Here is an 18,590-nt window from a genome sequence, read left to right on the forward strand (position 1 = left end):
CATGTGTGTAATCGATAAATTTGGTAGCTTAAAGAAATAAGCATTTAGTTCTAAAATAAAAATTATATTTGTTAAGATAAATTTGATATATGAAGAATAAAGTATTGTTATTGTTGACTTTTGCGTTTGTGTTAAACATGAGCGCTCAAACAATTATAGAACCTAATTCAAATGACTCTAGAGTTATAACAACGGGAATTCCATTTGTTTTAATTGCTCCCGATGCCAGAGCGGCTGCCATGGGAGATATGGGCGTGGCGACGTCAGTAGATGCATTTTCACAACAATGGAACTCCTCAAAATATGTGTTTTCTGAGACAAAATCTGGAATAGGGGTTAGTTATACACCTTATCTAAGTAAATTAGTTAACGATATATTTCTGGGAAACATTACTTATTTTAACCGTATAGACGAACGTAGTGCTTTTGCAGCCAGTTTAAAATATTTTTCTTTAGGAGATATTGAGTTTGTACCAGACGAATTTGCGACACCTTTAATTCAAAGACCCAATGAGCTTACTATTGATGCATCTTATGCTTTAAGATTGTCAGATCAGTATGCTATGTCTGTAGCTATGCGCTACTTAAGATCTGATTTAAGATTGGATGGTGTAGACGGCGATGCCACTCCTGCCAGTACTTTTGGAGTAGATATTTCAGGATACTATCAAAGTGAAGAAGAAGCTTATGCTGATTTTAATGGACGTTGGAGAGCAGGTTTTGCCATACAAAATATTGGTCCAAAATTTAAGTATGATGAAGGTGGGCAAGAAAATTTCCAACCAACCAATTTAAGGTTGGGAGCTGGGTTTGATTTTATTTTTGATGATTATAATAAAATAGCGGTAACATTGGAAGTAGCTAAATTGTTAGTGCCAACGCCACCCATATTAGGAACAGAGTTTGAAGATGTAAATGGAAATGGAACTTATGAGCCTGGAGAAGATAATTTGGTTGCAGAGAATGTTATTTATAAAGGGCAATCCCAAGACGTAAGTTTTTTATCAGGTATTTTCCAGTCATTCGGTGATGCTCCAGGAGGGTTTAGTGAGGAGTTAAAAGAGTTTACTTGGGCCTTAGGAGCAGAATACTTATATGAAGATTCATTTGCTTTTAGAGCGGGTTATTTTAATGAAGCAGAAGAAAAAGGCGCTAGAAAGTTCTTAGCCTTAGGAGCTGGTTTTAAAGCTAATGTAGTTAATATAGATTTATCTTATTTGTTCTCGGCTTCAAAAGTACAAAGTCCTTTAGAAAATACACTGAGATTCTCTTTAACGTTTAACATTGGAGAAGGGGAATATCAGGAATATTAATAATGTTTTAAAAAACACTGATTTTCAAAAAACTATTGCCAAAAGCAATAGTTTTTTATTTCAAGATATTTTTGTCTCTTCTGTTAAGGTAGTTTTGTAAATTTATAATTGCATTGGCTTATTGTTTAAATTTACATCTAATGAAAAAAGTAATCATAGAATCTACCATATTTGTCTATAAAAATAAGGAGGCACTACCAGAAGATGTGTCTTCATTAATGCAAAAGGCCATTGAAGCTCGTACTAAAGCCTATGCGCCTTATTCAAACTTTCAGGTTGGGGCAGCACTTCTTTTGGATAGTGGAGAAATAATCACAGGAAATAACCAAGAAAATGCTTCTTACCCATCGGGTTTATGTGCAGAAAGAACGGCTATTTATTATGCTGGGTCTCAATTTCCGAAAGCAAAAATTATGAAAATGGCACTTACAGCAGGTTCTGAAAAAAAGGAATCTAATGAGCCTGTGCCTCCTTGTGGAGCATGCAGACAGGCTATAGCCGAATATGAGATAAAACAAAAATCTCCTATTGAAATTTACTTCATGGGAAAAACTGGGAAAGTCGTAAAATCTAATTCATTAGCAAATTTACTTCCGTTAGTTTTTGAGAAATCCATGCTATAACCAACTTAAAATTAAGTTGAATTTTTAATATTATACAATTACATAAAAAAAATTAATAAATCAATAACATTCATGGTTGGCCGCCTTTTATTTGACATTTTTTGATACTTTAATTAAATTAGGTTTTTGCAATAAAACTCAATGTATTACTTTTGTACTCCGCATAATTAAAACCTATTATTAGTAGATGCAAAAGATCACTAAAGAAACATACCTAAAATGGTATGAGGATATGCTGTTTTGGAGAAAGTTTGAGGACAAACTTGCAGCAGTATACATACAACAAAAAGTTAGAGGATTCCTTCATTTATATAATGGTCAAGAAGCTGTATTAGCAGGTGCTTTACACGCTATGGATTTGACCAAAGATAAAATGATAACAGCCTACCGTAACCACGTACAACCCATTGGTATGGGTGAAGACCCAAGACGCGTTATGGCAGAATTGTACGGAAAAGCTACAGGAACATCGCAAGGGTTAGGTGGTTCTATGCACATATTTTCTAAAGAACACCGTTTTTATGGTGGTCATGGTATTGTGGGGGGGCAAATTCCTTTAGGTGCTGGTATTGCTTTTGGTGATAAATATCATGAAAGGGATGCTGTAACACTGTGTTGTTTTGGTGATGGAGCAGCAAGACAAGGCTCATTACACGAAACGTTTAACCTAGCTATGCTATGGCAATTACCAGTTGTTTTTGTTTGTGAAAATAACGGTTATGCCATGGGAACCTCCGTAGAACGTACTGCTAATCATGATGAAATTTGGAAATTAGGTTTAGGTTATGAAATGCCTTCTGCACCAGTAGATGGTATGAATCCTGTAAAAGTAGCAGAAGCTTTTGATGAAGCTATACAACGTGCTAGAAAAGGTGGCGGACCTTCATTTTTAGAATTAAAAACCTATCGTTATAGAGGGCACTCTATGAGTGATGCGCAGCATTACAGAACAAAGGATGAGGTTGAGGAATACAAGAAAATTGATCCTATTACTCAGGTAAAAGACGTAATTCTGGATAAGAAATATGCTACTGAGGATCAAATCAAAGAAATAGATAAGAACGTTAAAGCTAGAGTGGCAGAATGTGAGAAATTTGCAGAAGAATCTCCATTCCCAGAGAAAAATGTTATGTATGACGTTGTTTATGAGCAAGAAGATTATCCATTTATACAACACAAATTATAAACTATGGCAATAGTAGTAAATATGCCGCGTTTGAGCGATACCATGGAAGAAGGTACCGTTGCAAGCTGGTTAAAGAAAGTTGGAGATAAAGTAGAAGAAGGTGATATTTTAGCTGAAATTGAAACTGATAAGGCTACCATGGAGTTTGAATCTTTTAACGAAGGGACTTTGCTTCATATTGGAGTTCAAGAAGGTGAAACTACCAAAGTAGATGAGCTTTTGGCCATTATTGGAGAAGAAGGTGAAGATATATCAGCGCTTTTAAATGGAGGTGCTGCCGAAGCTAAAGAAGAAGTTGCAGAAACTCCTGTTGCTGAACCGGCTCCGACTGTTGAGGAAAAACAGGATGAAGCTCCTGCACAAGAACTTCCTGAAGGTGTTGTAGTGGTTACTATGCCACGTTTAAGTGATACCATGGAAGAAGGAACGGTAGCTCTTTGGATTAAGAAAGAGGGAGATACCGTTGAAGAGGGTGATATTTTGGCAGAAATAGAAACAGATAAAGCTACTATGGAGTTTGAATCGTTTCAATCAGGAACTTTACTTCATATAGGTTTAGGAGAAGGAGAATCTGCTAAAGTAGATGAACTTTTGGCTATTATTGGTCCCGCAGGAACTGATGTGTCTGAAGTTGCAAAGAACTTTAAAGTAGTAGCATCAAATGAAGCGCCAAAGACAGAAGCTCCAAAGGTAGAGACTCCAAAGACTCAAGCAGAACCAGAACCTAAAGTTGAATCTAAAAAGGAGGCTAAACCCAAGAAACCAGTTAAGGGAGAACGTATTTTTGTATCGCCATTAGCTAAAAAAATGGCCGAAGAAAGAGGTATTAATTTATCTCATATTACAGGAACTGGTGAGAACGGACGCATTGTGAAATTTGATATAGAGAATTTTGTTCCAGGCTCAGGTGCGGGTACTGTTGGTAAGTTTGTACCAGCTGGTCAGGAAGATTATGAAGATGTTCCTAACTCACAAATGCGTAAGGCAATTGCTAAGTCACTAACAAAATCTAAGTTTTCTGCACCTCACTATTATTTGGCAGTAGAGTTTGATATGGATAATGCCATTACATTTCGCAAACAATTCAATTCTATACCAGATACTAAAATTTCGTTCAACGATATCGTAGTTAAGGCTTGTGCATTAGCATTAAAGCAACATCCGCAGGTGAACTCACAGTGGTTTGATGATAAAATGCGTTTAAACAATCATGTGCATATTGGTGTAGCCGTTGCTGTACCAGATGGGTTGGTTGTTCCTGTTGTACGCTTTGCTAATGAGCAATCATTACCACAAATTGGGGCTGAGGTTAAGGAATTGGCGGGAAAAGCTAGAAATAAAAAATTAACTCCAGATGAAATGTCTGGTAGTACGTTTACAGTTTCTAACTTGGGTATGTTTGGTATAGATTACTTCACATCTATCATTAATCAGCCCAATTCTGCAATTTTATCGGTAGGTTCCATTGTTCAAAAACCAGTGGTTAAAGAAGGTCAGGTTGTAGTTGGAAATACAATGAAGTTAACCTTGGCTTGTGACCACAGAACTGTTGATGGTGCTACTGGAGCTGAGTTTTTGCAAACATTAAGAGGATATATTGAAAATCCTGTTACTATGTTGGTTTAAACAATAAATACAAGGTATTATTATATAAACAGGCCTGATTGATTATGTTAATCAGGCCTCTCTTTTTTTATTCAGATGTAACAGGATCTATAATGGTCATAACTTCTTTTATAGAATTTGCTGGAAACCCACCTTGGCTAGCATGTTCTAGGACCATTTCTTTGTTAGGAGCAATATAAACACAGTAAATTTTGTCTCCAGTTACATAGCTATGTATCCAATTAATTTTAGGTCCTAAATTTTCTAAAACACCACATGAAGTTTTTGAAATTTGTTTTAATTGCTCTTGAGTTAATTTTCCAGCTCCCGGAATTTCTCTCTCAATAATGTACTTTGGCATAGTAAAGTTTGTTTAAATTAGTTATAATAATATTTTATCTTGAACCATAAGATATCAAAACCGTTTTTTCTTTATTCTTTTCCAGAATAAACTGTATACAATAAATAGATAGTAGTTTATAGATAGTGTTAGGGCAAGAAATTATAGAGAATGTTGTTGAAGGTATCTTGAAGGTAATATTTCAAACCTATCTTTAAAACATTTGCTAAAATAACTAGGGTTAATAAAACCGCTATGCTTGGCCACTTCTGATATTTTATTCTTTCTAAAGTACATCAAATGCATTGCTTTATTTAAGCGGTAATTCTTAATAAAAGTACTTAAAGGAACTCCTGTTAAAGAAACCATCTTCCTATAAATTTGTGATTTTGAATAGCCAAGTGGTTCATGAAAGTCATCAATACTGAAGGTTGGATTGTTCCAAACAGTTTCAATGTAATCCATTAATTTAGTTAAGAAAGTAGTTTCCGAAACTTTTAAAGTTCTAAAATGATCCTTATTTATGAAAGCGTTTTTGTTCTCTTTCTGATAAGCATTTTTTACCCTTGCTTCAATAACAACTTGATCTTTTATGGTTTCACACATTCTAGTTGCTAAAGTGCTACCTTTTCCATTGCCTTCCTCATAGGCAATGCCAATTTTTAGACGTCTTATTGAGTTGTCAAACTTAGGTGTTATATACTTAAAATTATATTGCAGTTTTATGGCGCATAGAATGGTGTCTGTAACTTGATTAAAAGATGTTTTATAAGTATTATCACTCTGGCTAATAATACGGCCTTTAAATTTATTTAATACTTTGGAAATTCCATTATGGAGTTTTTGGGTAAATAAATTGAACTGATTTGCCTCTAGCCTGTGCAAGTAATCACTGGTTTCTATTACCATTATATAGGTATCTTGTAATTTCATAGAGATTGTTCTCACGTCACCTCTACAAGTTAGTGATTTTTAAGGAATTAATAAAACGCTTAAATAACTAAATAAAAGAAACTAAAAAAATAATTATAGGTTAAAACGGTTTTAAATGCTTAAGGATTTTTATATTTAGTTTTTTAAGTTATAGCTATGTATAAAGTATTAATTGCGGGAGTTATTGTTTTGTTTACTAATTGCAAAACATCAAACTCTGGTTATTCAAGCGTTAGTGATTATGGTGCTACAGAAAATACAAACTTATCTCAAGATATAAGTCCACAAGACAATACAACTACCCTAGAAGCTAGTATAAAAGCCAATATGGAATATTTGTCTTCGGATGAATTGGAAGGTAGAAGTACGGGATCTAAGGGAATTGAAAAGGCAGCTGTTTTTATTGAGAGATTTTTTAAAGAGAATCATATCAAGCCATATTTCAAAACTTATAGAGATAGTTTTAATATTAAAAAGATTGTTGGATATAATATAGTTGGCCTTATAGAAGGCAATGATCCAAAACTTAAAAATGAATTTATTATTCTAGGTGCCCATTATGATCATATTGGAACCACTGAAGTGGTTGATGGAGATACTATAGCAAACGGAGCTAATGATGATGCTTCCGGAACGGTAGTTGTTATGGAGTGGGCAAAATATTTTGCTAAAAATAAAAGTAATAAACGCAGTATGCTTTTTACGTTATATGATGCAGAAGAAATGGGGCTTAAAGGCTCTAATCATCTAGCAAAAAGATTGCAAAGGGAAGGTTTGAATCTTTACACGATGATCAATTTTGAAATGATAGGTGTACCTAGGGGTAAAGAAGAAATCATGGCTTACGTAACAGGATACAATAAATCTAATATTTCATCCAAGTTAAATGAGTATGCTGGTTCAGAAATTATTGGATTTTTTCCGAAAGCTCATGAATATAAATTATTCATGAGATCAGACAACTATCCCTTTTACAAGCAATTTGAAATTCCAGCACACGCTATTTCAACTTTTGATTTCACAAATTTTGACTATTACCATCATGTGGATGATGAAGCCGATAAAATGGATTATACACATATGACTAATTTTGTAAAAAGTATGATTCCCGCTATAGAGGGAATGACTAATAGTATGTCTAAAGAAATTAAATTGAACAATGAGTAACATCAAGAACGTCATTATTACAGGAACTAGTAGAGGGATTGGTTTTGAATTAGTGAAACTATTTGCAGCGGCTGGTCATAAAGTATTGGCATTATCGAGAAATGAAAAACCAATTTCAGATTTAGGCTTAAATAATGTGACTGCGTTTTCATTCGATTTAAGTAATCCTTTAGATTATAAGCGTGTTGAGACATTTATAGAACTGAAATTCAAAAAGGTTGACATACTTATTAACAACGCCGGAGCATTACTTAACAAACCGTTTTCAGAAACAACCATTACAGATTTTGAGCAAGTTTATAAGACTAATGTTTATGGTGTTTCAGAAATGATTAGAACCTGTTTACCTTTTATGAAAAATGAAAGTCATGTGGTTACTATAAGCTCTATAGGAGGTGTTCAAGGAAGTCTAAAATTTCCAGGTTTAGCGGCTTATAGTTCTAGTAAAGGAGCTGTCATTACGTTAACAGAATTGTTAGCAGAAGAATATAAGGCATCTGGAATTTCATTTAATGTACTGGCTTTAGGGGCTGTTCAAACCGAAATGTTAGAAGAAGCTTTTCCTGGTTACCAAGCACCCATAACTGCATTTGAAATGGCTGCTTATATTTTTGATTTTTCACTTACTGGAAATAAATACTATAACGGAAAACTATTGCAAGTGGCAAACTCTACGCCTTAATTTATGAGCAAGTACAAATGTATTATTTTCGATTGTGATGGTGTTTTAATTGATAGTGAATCTATAGCTATTGGTATTATGGTAGATATGGCTAATGAATTGGGGGCTAATATGAACTTTAGAGAATCATTAATCAATTTAAAAGGAAAGTCGTTTAACTCATGTATGGCGTTTATTTCAGACTTAATAGGTAAACCTCTGGATAAAGATTTCGAAAAGGAGTATCGAGTCAATACTTTTGAAACTTTTAAAAAGGAAGTTAAACCTATTAAAGGAATCAAAGAAGTCCTTGATAGTTTGACAACGCCGTTTTGCGTGGCATCTAGTGGGCCAGAAAATAAGATTAGATTAAACCTAGAAGTCACCGGTTTATTGCCTTATTTTGGCGACAATATTTTTAGTTGTTACACCATTCAAAAGTGGAAGCCAGAACCCGATGTGTTTCTTTGGGCTGCTAAAACCATGGGGTTCAGTCTAAAAGACTGTCTTGTGGTAGAAGACAGTTTTTCGGGTGTAAAAGCTGCTATAGCTGGTGGTTTTGACGTGTTTGGATATACAGAACACGATTACAAAAACGAATTAGAAACTTTGGCTACACAAACTTTTGATAGTATGGATGAGTTTTTAAGAATGATTTAATACTCATTATATAAACAAAAAGCTTCCTAATTAGGAAGCTTTTTTCAAATCTTTTAGTGGTTCAAAATTACTTTTGTCCTTTTTTAAATCCATAGATATTTTGTCCTATAAAATCTTTAGGAAATTTATCATCACCTTTAAATCCAATTTCTATAGTACCACTATCCTCAGGAATGTAGTTTGTTTTAAATATGTAATCCCAAAGGCTCAAGCTAATGCCATAATTAACGCCATACTTTCCTTTTGGTAATGTGTAGGCATGATGATATAAATGCATGACAGGGTTATTGAATATGTATTTAAGAGGACCCCAAGTAATTTTAATATTAGAGTGGTTAAAATGCCCAATGGCAATGGTTATGAAGTGAATAATAAATGCTTGTTCTGGTTCAAAGCCACCAATAAGCATAACTCCAAATGTTTTAAGTGGTTTATATAATACATTTTCCATCCAGTGGTATCTTAAATGTGCTGCAAACCCCATTTCCTTTACACTATGATGCACTTTATGAAACTTCCAAAGGAAAGCATATTTGTGAAGTAAAACATGAGTAAACCATTGAACAAAATCAAGAATAATGAAGAATATTAAAAGTTGTCCCCACATGGGCCATTCCGAAATATCAAACAGAGCAAATGTTTTTGCTGTAATATTTATTTCGGCAAATAGGAGCCCTAAAACTTTATAAAATCCACTGATAACAATGGAAAAGATGAAGAAATTAAAAAACATATAGAAACCATCTAACCAAAAATCTTTCCTAAAGATAGATTGATTTTTTCTCCAAGGAAATGCTATTTCTAATAACCAAACGGCAAGAGAAATAACTACAAGACCCCAAAAGTAATTTGTATACCATGGTACTTCAAAAATTATGGATTTCCATGTCCATTCAACTGTGCCCGTAAATGCATCAATAAATGCGTCTAAATATTTATTCATAACTAATTTATATTAATGGTTTTTACATTTAATCTTTTAATTCATACCAATCTATATCTGATAAATTGGCACGTCTTCCTAATTCTGGTGGTGGGTAATTGGTTACCAGATAGTTTACAATGATGCTTTGGTTATTGCCTAAATCCCAAAGGTTTTGTGTTTCTTGCATCCATTTTATGGTGGCATTCCACCGTTCTTCATTCATTCTATTTTGAATTACCAGTTTCGCTGAGTGACAATTGGTACAATTATTAACAACGGTCATTAACCCTTCAGCATCAACTAATCCCGTTCTCACGTGAATTCCGTTTTCAATTGTATCCTCGTCTTCTTCAATGGCAACATAGACTGGTGTTGTAGATTCTTTTCTAAAATTGAAGAAATCTGGATTTACTGAATATATAACAAGAATGCCACCAGCAATTATAAATAGACCAGAAAATAATGCTGTAAGCCTATAAACCTTCTTTATATATTTTCTAAAATCTTCTTCTTTAGACATTTATTTTACTTTAACAGCTATTCTATGACAGGCATTATTTAAATAGCCTTTAGGGTTCCACCCAGGTAATAACATAGGTTGAGATACACCATTGGAGTCTGTAGCTTTAGCCCAAACTTCGTAATAGCCTTTTTTGGGAAATTTAACTTCTGCTTTAAAATGTTGCCATGCCAATCTGTTTACAGGTTTTTCAATTCTGCATACTTGCCAAGTAGCTCCAAAATCAATAGAGTATTCCGTTTTTCTAACTTCCAATTCTCCTGCCCAGGCATGTCCTCTTATGTTTAATGTATTTCCTTCATTAATAATAGCTCCAGTTTTTGGGTAAGTAATTAAAGATTTTACGGGCATTGATTCTATAATGCACATATCTTCATCTTTTACTTTTTCACCAGGAGCAACGGGCTCACAAGGCACTCTGTAAGCAGTTCCAGTCATTTTGGTGCCATCATGAACTTTGTTTCTAATACTAATTCTATTTATCCATTTTCCTGAAACGGAAGCAGGCCATCCTCCAGCAACTAATCGTAAAGGATAACCGTGAGCTATTGGAATATCTTCACCATTCATTTTAAATGCTAAGAGTGTTTCGTCTTGAAGCGCTTTAGATATAGGACAACCCCTTGAAATAGGTTCTTTTGTGGGATCCATACTTAAATGAACATCTGTGGCGTGGTATCCTATGTAGACAGCGTTACTTTTTATACCTGCATCCTCTAATACATCTTTTAAGCGAACACCCGTCCAATTGGCAGAGTGTACCGCACCAACACTCCATTGATTTCCTTTAGCAGGTGGGTTAAACTCATTTCTGCCATTTCCACCACATTCTAATGTTAACTGGTAGGTATACTGCTTGAATTTAGTTTTTAAATCTGCTAAAGCATAGGTTTTTTTATTGGTCACAGATTCTCCATCAATGGTCAATGTCCAAGCTTTAGCATCAATATCTTTGGGTATCAGCCCATTATTTCTAATAAACATACAAGAGTTTGGCGTAACAGCATCATCAAGAAGATGAGCTTGTGCTTCAATATTCCAAGGTTTATCATTTAAAACCACCATTTCTTTATGTTTATTGAACATTTTAAATGGGTCTGGGTCTTGTAATGCCAAAGGGCTATAGTCTTTAGGCAGATTGATACCATAGACAATTTCTGCTCCAATTATTGTTGAAAGTGTAGTTAACCCTGCTTTATTTATGAATTCTCTTCTCTTCAAAATTATTTATCTAAAATGTAATTAATGTTCTAAACATGCACCGAATTTGATGTAAGTTAATTAAAAAAATAAACCCTTATGAAACAAAAGTTACATTACAAGTCATTGTTGTGTAGTAATTTACAAAAGATTAAAATGTGTTTATTATGAAAAAAAATTTTGAAACTAAGTTTACAGGATGGTCATTCATTGCTGCAGCTCTTATGTTATGGGGTGGTTGGGCATTATCCTCACACCATGTTGGTGAATATTTTGTAGCTGAAGATTTTACAGCCATTGGTGAAAATGTTTGGTATTGGATTTGGATGTACCGCATACATATTTTTGGTTGGGTTACAATGGCCATAGCTATGTTTGCATTAGTTGCGGTTATTAGTAAGAGACCATTTAGGGTGCTCATATTGCCAGGAGCAGGTATGGTGGTTGTAGGTACTTTTACTTTGGCAATTGCAAATGCCTATTATTACAATTATGGTGCTTGGGGTGTTGGTCAAACTGCTGGTAAAACGGTTGCTGAAATACAAGAATTTATAAATAGTATTTTGTACACAAATCAATACGTTACATGTTTTATACGCTTTGGGCGAATCTTCTCTGGTGTAGGTTTAGTATTGCTAGGTGCTGGTTTAGTAAAATGGAAAATTGTTAGCATATGGTTGGGTTGGTTTACAATTTTATTTGGTTTGGCAGCTATGGGGATTATTTTATTGATTGCCGATAATTTTGAGATATACAAACCAATGTTTCATGTAAAAGTAATCTGGTTAGCAGTTATGGGTGTTTTCTTGTTAAGAAAAGGTGTTAACCTTTCTGAATAATAGCTTTAATTTTAATGTGACTAACTCTAAAAGGCTTCCTTGTATTTTGAGGAGTCCTTTTTATTGTTCAAAAGGATATATTTTAAAATTATATTATATTCTTCAGTGAATTCTTGTAATTTTACCTTAATGCAAACCCAAATTCAAGAATACATTCCGAAATCAGCCATATCTCAGGTTTTAAAGTTGTTAGAGCATGACAATTTGGTAATTAAAATTAAAAGAGAACGTAAAACCCGTCATGGTGATTATAGACCTTTACCAAATGGTAAGCATCAAATAACGGTAAATTCTAACCTAAACAAGTATAGGTTTTTAATAACTCTCATACATGAAATAGCCCATTTTGAGGCTTATAAAACTTACGGAAGGTTAATTAAACCGCATGGTATGGAGTGGAAACGTACCTTTCAGCATTTAATGTTGCAATTTATAAATCCTGAGGTTTTTCCAAATAAATTATTGCCTTTATTGGCTCATCATTTTAAAAACCCCAAAGCCAGTAGTGATACCGATGTTAATTTAGCATTAGCATTAAAACAATTTGATAAACCCAATAATAAAACCTATATTTTCGAGGTGCCGTTTGGTAGTTTATTTAAACTCTACAACGGAAAGATATTTAAACAAGGTAAAAAGCGGGTAAAAAGATTTGAATGCTTAGAAATTAAAACAGGCAAGTTATATCTTTTTAACCCCAATGTAGAAGTAGAAATATTAAAAGATGAATAAAAATTATTACGCCATTTTAATGGCAGGAGGTGTAGGCTCAAGATTTTGGCCAGTAAGCACCCAAGATTTTCCAAAGCAGTTTCATGATATGTTAGGTACGGGAAATACCTTAATTCAAAAAACATTTCAGAGGTTATCACATGTAATCCCAAAAGAGAATATTTTCATTTTAACCAATGAGCGTTATAATGATTTGGTGTTAGAGCAGTTGCCAGAAGTGGCACAACGCCAAGTAGTTTTAGAACCGGCCATGAGGAATACAGCACCTTGTATTTTATATGCTGCATTAAAAATTCAGAAGGAAAATCCCAATGCAGTAATGATAGTAGCCCCAAGTGATCATTGGATTGAAGACGAAACTACTTTTGCTAAAAACGTACAAACAGCATTTGATTTCTGTGAAGAAAATGATGTATTAATGACACTTGGAATTAAACCAACCTTCCCCAATACTGGCTATGGCTATATTGAGTATGATAAAACCACTTCTGATGAAATTAAGTCTGTAAGCCAGTTTAGAGAAAAACCAGATTACGAAACCGCAAAACAATTTTTAGCTCAAGGAAATTTTTTATGGAATGCCGGTATTTTTATGTGGAGTGCCACAACAGTAATTAAGGCTTTTCAAAATAATCAACCTGAGTTATATGAACTATTTGAGTCTGGAATTGAAGCTTATAATACAGATAATGAAAATAACTTCATAAAAGAAAATTATCCAAAGGCAGAAAATATTTCGGTAGATTATGCTATCATGGAAAAATCTAATAATGTATTTGTTATTGGTGCTGAGTTTGATTGGAATGACCTTGGTACTTGGGGAAGTTTATACGATAAGCTTTCTAGTGAAAGTCACAAGAATGTTATATTGAATGCTAAGTGTTTAGCTGAAAATTCAGAAGGCAATATTATTAGAACACCAAAAGATAAAGTAGTGGTTGTTGACGGTTTGCATGATTATATTATTGTTGACCACGATAATACTCTACTTATTTATCCAAAGAGTAAAGAACAGGGTATAAAGCAAGTACAACAGCAAGTAAAAAATAAGTTCGGATTAAATTAAATGTAACTTATTCCAAAAAATAATGTCTATATTGGTGTGTATAAGTTAATCCAGTATCTCTATGGAAGAAAGTAAATTTAACTTCAGTGATGAAGAGACTTTGGGAAAAGATCAAGTGTCTCAAAGCAAAGAGGCTGTAAAGAAAGACGCCCAAGGACTTTTTCAGAGTATTAGAAAGTTTTTAAATGAGTTATTAGCATTTAGAGAAGATACAGATAGAGATGCCACCATTAATGCCATAAAAGGCGATATTCCTTTTAAAGGAGCTACAGCTTGGATTTTAATCTGTTCCATTTTTGTGGCCTCGGTTGGATTAAATGCAAATTCTACAGCAGTGGTGATTGGAGCCATGCTTATATCGCCATTAATGGGCCCCATTTTGGGGGTTGGTATGTCTATTGCTATTAATGATATTGATTCACTTCGAAAATCATTAATCAATTTGGCGGTGATGATTGTGTTAAGTTTAATCACCGCTTATTTATTCTTTAGATTTTTTCCTTTAGGAAGTCAAGAAACTTCAGAACTTTTAGGTAGAACCAAACCTGATTTAAGGGATGTGTTTATTGCATTTTTTGGTGGTTTGGCTCTTATAATTGCACGCACTAAAAAGGGTACAATAGCTTCGGTTATTTTTGGGGTAGCCATTGCTACAGCTTTAATGCCACCTCTTTGTACAGCAGGTTATGGTTTGGCCAAAGGGAATTTTGACTACTTTGGTGGTGCTATGTATTTATTTGGTATTAATACCATTTTTATTGCATTGGCAACATTTCTGGTTTTAAAGGTGCTTCGGTTTCCAATGCTACGGTATGCTAACTCTAAAAAGCGTCGTAATATCTCCAGATTGGCACTGTTAATTGCTGTGGTAGTTATGATTTGGCCTTTATATACATTTATCAAAGTGTTTAAGGAAAGCCAAATGGAAAATGAATACGAGTTATTCTTAACCCAAGAGGTTGAATCAAATGATTCGTTATGGCTTCAAAGACAAAAATTTGATGCCGAGAATGAAAAGATTACGCTTTATTTTAATGGTGATATTAACGAAGCTGTTGAAACGGATTTAAGAAATGAGCTCAATAGATTTGAACACCTTAAAGATTTTAATTTGGTTATTAACGGTAACAAAAATGTAAGTGCAGAACGATTAATGGATTTATATGATAGGGCTCTAGGAGGTATTGAGGAAAAAGATAGTATTATTAATTACCTCAATTTAACAATTGAAACGCTTAATTCTGAACTAGGCTCTAATAGAGGAATGCTTAGTATTGAAGATTTTACAGATTTAGCTAAGGATGCCAAGATTAAGTTTACAGATTTACAATATTTTGGTTTTGCTAAAATGCTTAGATCTAGTGATTTTAAAAAGGCCGATACTGTTGCACTTGCCAATATTAAATGGAAGTCATCTTTAACAGATAGTGTAATGTCTTCTAAAGAAAAAGAGTTGTCTTTATGGATTAAGGAAGAGTTAAAACTTAAAGACGTTGAGATTAAACGAGATTAATCTACATGTTTAACCTAGTAATAGAATATTACTCGTTTTCTTCTAAGTACATTTGCCGTACTTTTTTAAACAGATTAGATGAGTAAACAAAATCTGTAACAGCTTGATTATCGGTTTTGAATATGGTTTTATTAGAGCCTTCCCATTCTTTTATGCCATATCTTAGAAAAACAATTTTTTCTCCAATTTCCATAACAGAGTTCATATCATGTGAGTTAATAACTGTTACAATTTGATATTCATCAGTTATTTCCTGAATTAAGTTATCTATAACAATAGCTGTTTTAGGGTCTAAGCCAGAGTTTGGTTCGTCACAAAATAAATATTTAGGGTTATTCACTATAGCACGTGCAATGGCAACACGTTTCTGCATACCTCCCGATGCCTCACTTGGCATTTTGTGATGTGCATTAGGCAGGTTTACCCGTTTCAAAACAAAATCGGCTCTGTCTTCCATTTCGCTTTTGCTCATTTTGGTAAACATTCTTAAAGGAAACATTACATTTTCAGCAATGGTCATAGAATCAAATAAAGCACTGCCTTGAAATACCATGCCAATTTCGGCACGTAAATCTCTTTTTTGACCTTCAGAAAGGTTAGAAAATATTTTTCCATCATAAGAAATAGTACCTTCCTCATAAGGGAAAAGACCAAGTAAGCACTTTAAAAAAACAGTTTTTCCAGAGCCACTTTGTCCTATGATTAGGTTAGTTTTTCCTTTTTCAAAAGACGTACTGATACCTTTTAAAATTTCTGCATCGCCAAAAGATTTATGTAAATTTTCTACTAGTATCATTAGCCTAACATCATTCCGGTTAAAATATAATTTAATAGAATTATAACCACCGATGTCCAAACAAAAGCAGTGGTACTTGCTTTACCTACTTCTAAAGCGCCTCCTTTCATATAGAATCCGTAAAACGAAGGAATGGTAGCTAAAACAAAAGCAAAAACATAAGTTTTAATAAAAGAATAGGTAACGTGGAAACCATCAAAATCTGTTTGCAAACCTAAAATATAATCTTCTAAACTGGTATAACCACCAAAAACACAAGCGGCCATACCACCTAAGATGCCTAAAAACATACCAATAGCAATGGCAAAAGGGTATAGCATTAATGCTATGGTTTTAGGAAATACCAAATAATTTAAAGAATTAATACCCATGACTTCCAACGCGTCAATTTGTTCGGTTACTCGCATGGTTCCAATACTAGATGTGATGAACGAACCCACTTTACCTGCCATAATAATGGAGGTAAAGGTTGGTGCAAACTCTAATATAACAGACTGCCTAGTGGCAAAACCAACTAAGTATCTTGGAATAAGTGGGTTTTCAATATTTAAAGCCGTTTGAATGGTTACAACACCACCCACAAAAAATGATATGAAAGCAATAATGCCCAAAGAGCCAATTATTAAATCATCAATATCTTTTAAAATTAAAGTTCTCATAACCGACCATTTAGTTGGTTTACGGAACATTTCGGCAATCATTAAAAAATACCGACCAATATTATGAAGATATCGCATATAAAAATTTCTTGTTGCTAAAGTAAAAAAAGTTAATGGTATTTAACCTTAATTTTAAATTATGATGTCTTAAAAACAGTATTTTTGAAGTAATAAATAGTAACTAAAATGAAGCAAATAGCAGTATTGTTTTTGGTTTTAACCATAAGTTTTTATTGTAAAGCACAGAAAAGTATTCATAAATCTGAAACAGAAATGATTAAGGTTTCTAATGATAAACCAAAATTAGTAGTTGGCATAGTTGTAGACCAAATGCGGTATGATTATTTAACACGTTTTAAAAACAAATATGGGGAAGGTGGTTTTATGAGAATGATTAATAATGGCTTTAATTGCAAAAACAATCATTTTAATTATATACCCACTAAAACAGGTCCGGGACATGCTTCTGTGTTTACTGGAACAACACCAAAAATACATGGTATTATAGCCAATGATTGGTACGATAAGCAAACTAAAAAAATGGTATACTGTGCTGGAGATACTACTGTATTGGCTGTTGGTAGTAGTTCTGAATCTGAGCGCATGTCTCCACACCTTATGAAGACAACCACTTTTGCAGATGAAAACCGCTTGTTTACTCAAATGAGGGGGAAGAGCATTGGTATATCAATAAAAGACAGAGGTGCTGTGTTGCCTGCAGGCCATTCGGCAAATGCAGCTTATTGGTTTCGGGGAAAAAAAGAAGGTAATTTTATAACCAGTACATATTACATGAACGAATTGCCAAAATGGGTGCAGGATTTTAATGAATCTAAAACGGCTGAATCATATTTGAAAGTATGGAATACATTATACGATATCACAACCTATAATGAGAGTGGTGCTGATTTAAATGATTTTGAGCGTGGGTTTAAAGGAAAGGAAACAGCAACGTTTCCTTATGATTTAAAAAAACTGAGCACTCAAAATGCTGGTTTTGATATTATTAAAAGCACACCTTATGGTAATAGTATTGTAGCAGATTTTGCAATTGCAGCTTTAAAAGGAGAAGATTTGGGAAAAGATGATGATACCGATGTTTTAACGGTAAGTTTTTCAAGTACAGATTATGTAGGTCATAATTTTGGGGTAAACTCCAAAGAAATACAAGATACTTATCTGCGCTTAGATAAAGATTTAGAACGTTTTTTTAATGAACTTGATGCAGAAGTTGGAAACGGGAACTACACCGTATTTCTAACAGCTGATCATGGTGCTATAGATGTTCCATTGTACTTAAAATCTGTAAAAATACCTGCTGGATATTTAGAGTTTGATGAGACCAGAAAAAAACTAAGAACTTTTATGTTGAATAGATTTAAGTCTAACGATTTAATTGAAAACATAAGCAATAACCAAATATTTTTAAACAGAGTTAAATTAAAAAGTTTAGGTTTAGATTTAACTGAAGTTCAACAAGCTATTGTAAATGAAATTATTAATTATGAGCATGTCTACAAAGCATATTCTGCAACTACTTTAAGTACTGCTTTTTTCACTGAAGGAATAGAAACCTTATTACAAAATGGTTATAATCAAAAAAGATCGGGTGATATTTTGGTTATTGAAGACCCCGCATTTATATCCTATCCAAAGACAGGATCAACACATGGAAGTGGTTTAAATTATGATACCCATGTACCTTTATTGTTCTTTGGTAATGGTATTCAAAAGGGAGAAACACTACAGAAAACAGTAATCCCAGATATTGCTCCAACCATGTCTGCCCTTTTGGGTATTAGTTTCCCAAATGGAGCAACAGGTACACCTTTAGAAATTGTTTTAAAATAAA

At 33.6% G+C, this 18,590-nt stretch carries 19 protein-coding genes; 12 read left to right on the plus strand and 7 right to left on the minus strand.

Features of this window, described 5'->3' with window-relative positions:
- The first annotated feature begins 89 nt into the window (after nucleotides 1–89).
- The 4 genes from porV to E1J38_RS11835 all read left to right on the plus strand — a co-directional run bounded on the left by porV (nucleotide 90) and on the right by E1J38_RS11835 (nucleotide 4,748).
- Nucleotides 90–1,313 (plus strand): type IX secretion system outer membrane channel protein PorV, encoded by a 1,224-nt coding sequence (gene porV, locus E1J38_RS11820; RefSeq protein WP_133357059.1) that lies wholly within the window; start codon nucleotides 90–92, stop codon nucleotides 1,311–1,313.
- 140 nt (nucleotides 1,314–1,453) lie between these two features.
- The gene (gene cdd, locus E1J38_RS11825) at nucleotides 1,454–1,936 is read left to right on the plus strand and encodes a cytidine deaminase (RefSeq protein WP_133357060.1); all 483 of its coding nucleotides are present in this window, start codon (nucleotides 1,454–1,456) and stop codon (nucleotides 1,934–1,936) included.
- Between the two features lie 187 nt (nucleotides 1,937–2,123).
- A complete protein-coding gene (pdhA, locus tag E1J38_RS11830; RefSeq protein ID WP_133357061.1) occupies nucleotides 2,124–3,122 on the plus strand; it encodes a pyruvate dehydrogenase (acetyl-transferring) E1 component subunit alpha in 999 nt (332 codons plus the stop codon).
- Nucleotides 3,123–3,125: 3 nt separating this feature from the next.
- The gene (locus tag E1J38_RS11835) at nucleotides 3,126–4,748 is read left to right on the plus strand and encodes a pyruvate dehydrogenase complex dihydrolipoamide acetyltransferase (protein WP_133357062.1); all 1,623 of its coding nucleotides are present in this window, start codon (nucleotides 3,126–3,128) and stop codon (nucleotides 4,746–4,748) included.
- A 67-nt stretch (nucleotides 4,749–4,815) separates the two neighbouring features.
- Here E1J38_RS11835 and E1J38_RS11840 read toward each other — a convergent pair whose 3' ends face one another.
- A complete protein-coding gene (locus E1J38_RS11840; protein WP_133357063.1) occupies nucleotides 4,816–5,088 on the minus strand; it encodes a DUF4242 domain-containing protein in 273 nt (90 codons plus the stop codon).
- A 141-nt stretch (nucleotides 5,089–5,229) separates the two neighbouring features.
- Complete coding sequence (locus tag E1J38_RS11845; RefSeq protein ID WP_133357064.1) at nucleotides 5,230–6,000, minus strand: AraC family transcriptional regulator; 771 nt, start codon at nucleotides 5,998–6,000, stop codon at nucleotides 5,230–5,232.
- Between the two features lie 156 nt (nucleotides 6,001–6,156).
- Here E1J38_RS11845 and E1J38_RS11850 point away from each other — a divergent pair, with 156 nt between their 5' ends.
- From E1J38_RS11850 to E1J38_RS11860, 3 genes are read left to right on the plus strand one after another with little or no spacing between them, the layout of a single operon-like run.
- Entirely contained in the window at nucleotides 6,157–7,167 is a 1,011-nt protein-coding gene (locus E1J38_RS11850; RefSeq protein ID WP_133357065.1) for a M28 family metallopeptidase, read from the plus strand.
- Nucleotides 7,160–7,849 (plus strand): SDR family NAD(P)-dependent oxidoreductase, encoded by a 690-nt coding sequence (locus E1J38_RS11855; RefSeq protein WP_133357066.1) that lies wholly within the window; start codon nucleotides 7,160–7,162, stop codon nucleotides 7,847–7,849. The genes E1J38_RS11850 and E1J38_RS11855 overlap by 8 nt, the downstream gene beginning before the upstream one ends.
- A 3-nt stretch (nucleotides 7,850–7,852) precedes the next feature.
- Entirely contained in the window at nucleotides 7,853–8,488 is a 636-nt protein-coding gene (locus tag E1J38_RS11860; RefSeq protein ID WP_133357067.1) for an HAD family hydrolase, read from the plus strand.
- Between the two features lie 67 nt (nucleotides 8,489–8,555).
- Here E1J38_RS11860 and E1J38_RS11865 read toward each other — a convergent pair whose 3' ends face one another.
- From E1J38_RS11865 to E1J38_RS11875, 3 genes are read right to left on the minus strand one after another with little or no spacing between them, the layout of a single operon-like run.
- Nucleotides 8,556–9,431 carry a sterol desaturase family protein gene (locus E1J38_RS11865; protein ID WP_133357068.1) on the minus strand — a complete coding sequence of 292 codons (876 nt, stop codon included), beginning with the start codon at nucleotides 9,429–9,431 and terminating at the stop codon, nucleotides 8,556–8,558.
- A 28-nt stretch (nucleotides 9,432–9,459) separates the two neighbouring features.
- Complete coding sequence (locus tag E1J38_RS11870) at nucleotides 9,460–9,933, minus strand: monoheme cytochrome C (protein WP_133357069.1); 474 nt, start codon at nucleotides 9,931–9,933, stop codon at nucleotides 9,460–9,462.
- A complete protein-coding gene (locus E1J38_RS11875) occupies nucleotides 9,934–11,154 on the minus strand; it encodes a sulfite oxidase (protein ID WP_133357070.1) in 1,221 nt (406 codons plus the stop codon).
- A 146-nt stretch (nucleotides 11,155–11,300) separates the two neighbouring features.
- Between E1J38_RS11875 and E1J38_RS11880 the strand changes: the two genes are divergently transcribed.
- From E1J38_RS11880 to E1J38_RS11895, 4 genes are all read left to right on the plus strand, one after another.
- Complete coding sequence (locus tag E1J38_RS11880; RefSeq protein WP_133357071.1) at nucleotides 11,301–11,972, plus strand: hypothetical protein; 672 nt, start codon at nucleotides 11,301–11,303, stop codon at nucleotides 11,970–11,972.
- Between the two features lie 129 nt (nucleotides 11,973–12,101).
- The gene (locus E1J38_RS11885) at nucleotides 12,102–12,704 is read left to right on the plus strand and encodes a SprT-like domain-containing protein (RefSeq protein WP_133357072.1); all 603 of its coding nucleotides are present in this window, start codon (nucleotides 12,102–12,104) and stop codon (nucleotides 12,702–12,704) included.
- The gene (locus E1J38_RS11890; RefSeq protein WP_133357073.1) at nucleotides 12,697–13,770 is read left to right on the plus strand and encodes a mannose-1-phosphate guanylyltransferase; all 1,074 of its coding nucleotides are present in this window, start codon (nucleotides 12,697–12,699) and stop codon (nucleotides 13,768–13,770) included. The genes E1J38_RS11885 and E1J38_RS11890 overlap by 8 nt, the downstream gene beginning before the upstream one ends.
- 61 nt (nucleotides 13,771–13,831) lie before the next feature.
- The gene (locus tag E1J38_RS11895; protein ID WP_133357074.1) at nucleotides 13,832–15,283 is read left to right on the plus strand and encodes a DUF389 domain-containing protein; all 1,452 of its coding nucleotides are present in this window, start codon (nucleotides 13,832–13,834) and stop codon (nucleotides 15,281–15,283) included.
- A gap of 28 nt (nucleotides 15,284–15,311) precedes the next feature.
- On the opposite strand, the gene E1J38_RS11900 is transcribed toward E1J38_RS11895, so the two are convergent.
- Nucleotides 15,312–16,079, minus strand: a complete 768-nt coding sequence (locus tag E1J38_RS11900; protein WP_133357075.1) for an ABC transporter ATP-binding protein — start codon at nucleotides 16,077–16,079, stop codon at nucleotides 15,312–15,314.
- The gene (locus tag E1J38_RS11905) at nucleotides 16,079–16,816 is read right to left on the minus strand and encodes an MlaE family ABC transporter permease (RefSeq protein ID WP_133357076.1); all 738 of its coding nucleotides are present in this window, start codon (nucleotides 16,814–16,816) and stop codon (nucleotides 16,079–16,081) included. The genes E1J38_RS11900 and E1J38_RS11905 overlap by 1 nt, the downstream gene beginning before the upstream one ends.
- Nucleotides 16,817–16,924: 108 nt before the next feature.
- On the opposite strand from E1J38_RS11905, the gene pafA reads away from it, so the two are divergent.
- Nucleotides 16,925–18,589: an alkaline phosphatase PafA gene (gene pafA / locus E1J38_RS11910; protein WP_133357077.1), complete on the plus strand. Its 1,665-nt coding sequence runs from the start codon at nucleotides 16,925–16,927 to the stop codon at nucleotides 18,587–18,589.
- Nucleotide 18,590 lies beyond the last annotated feature (1 nt).

The sequence above is a fragment of the Seonamhaeicola sediminis genome (assembly GCF_004358095.2).
GTDB lineage: Bacteria > Bacteroidota > Bacteroidia > Flavobacteriales > Flavobacteriaceae > Seonamhaeicola > Seonamhaeicola sediminis.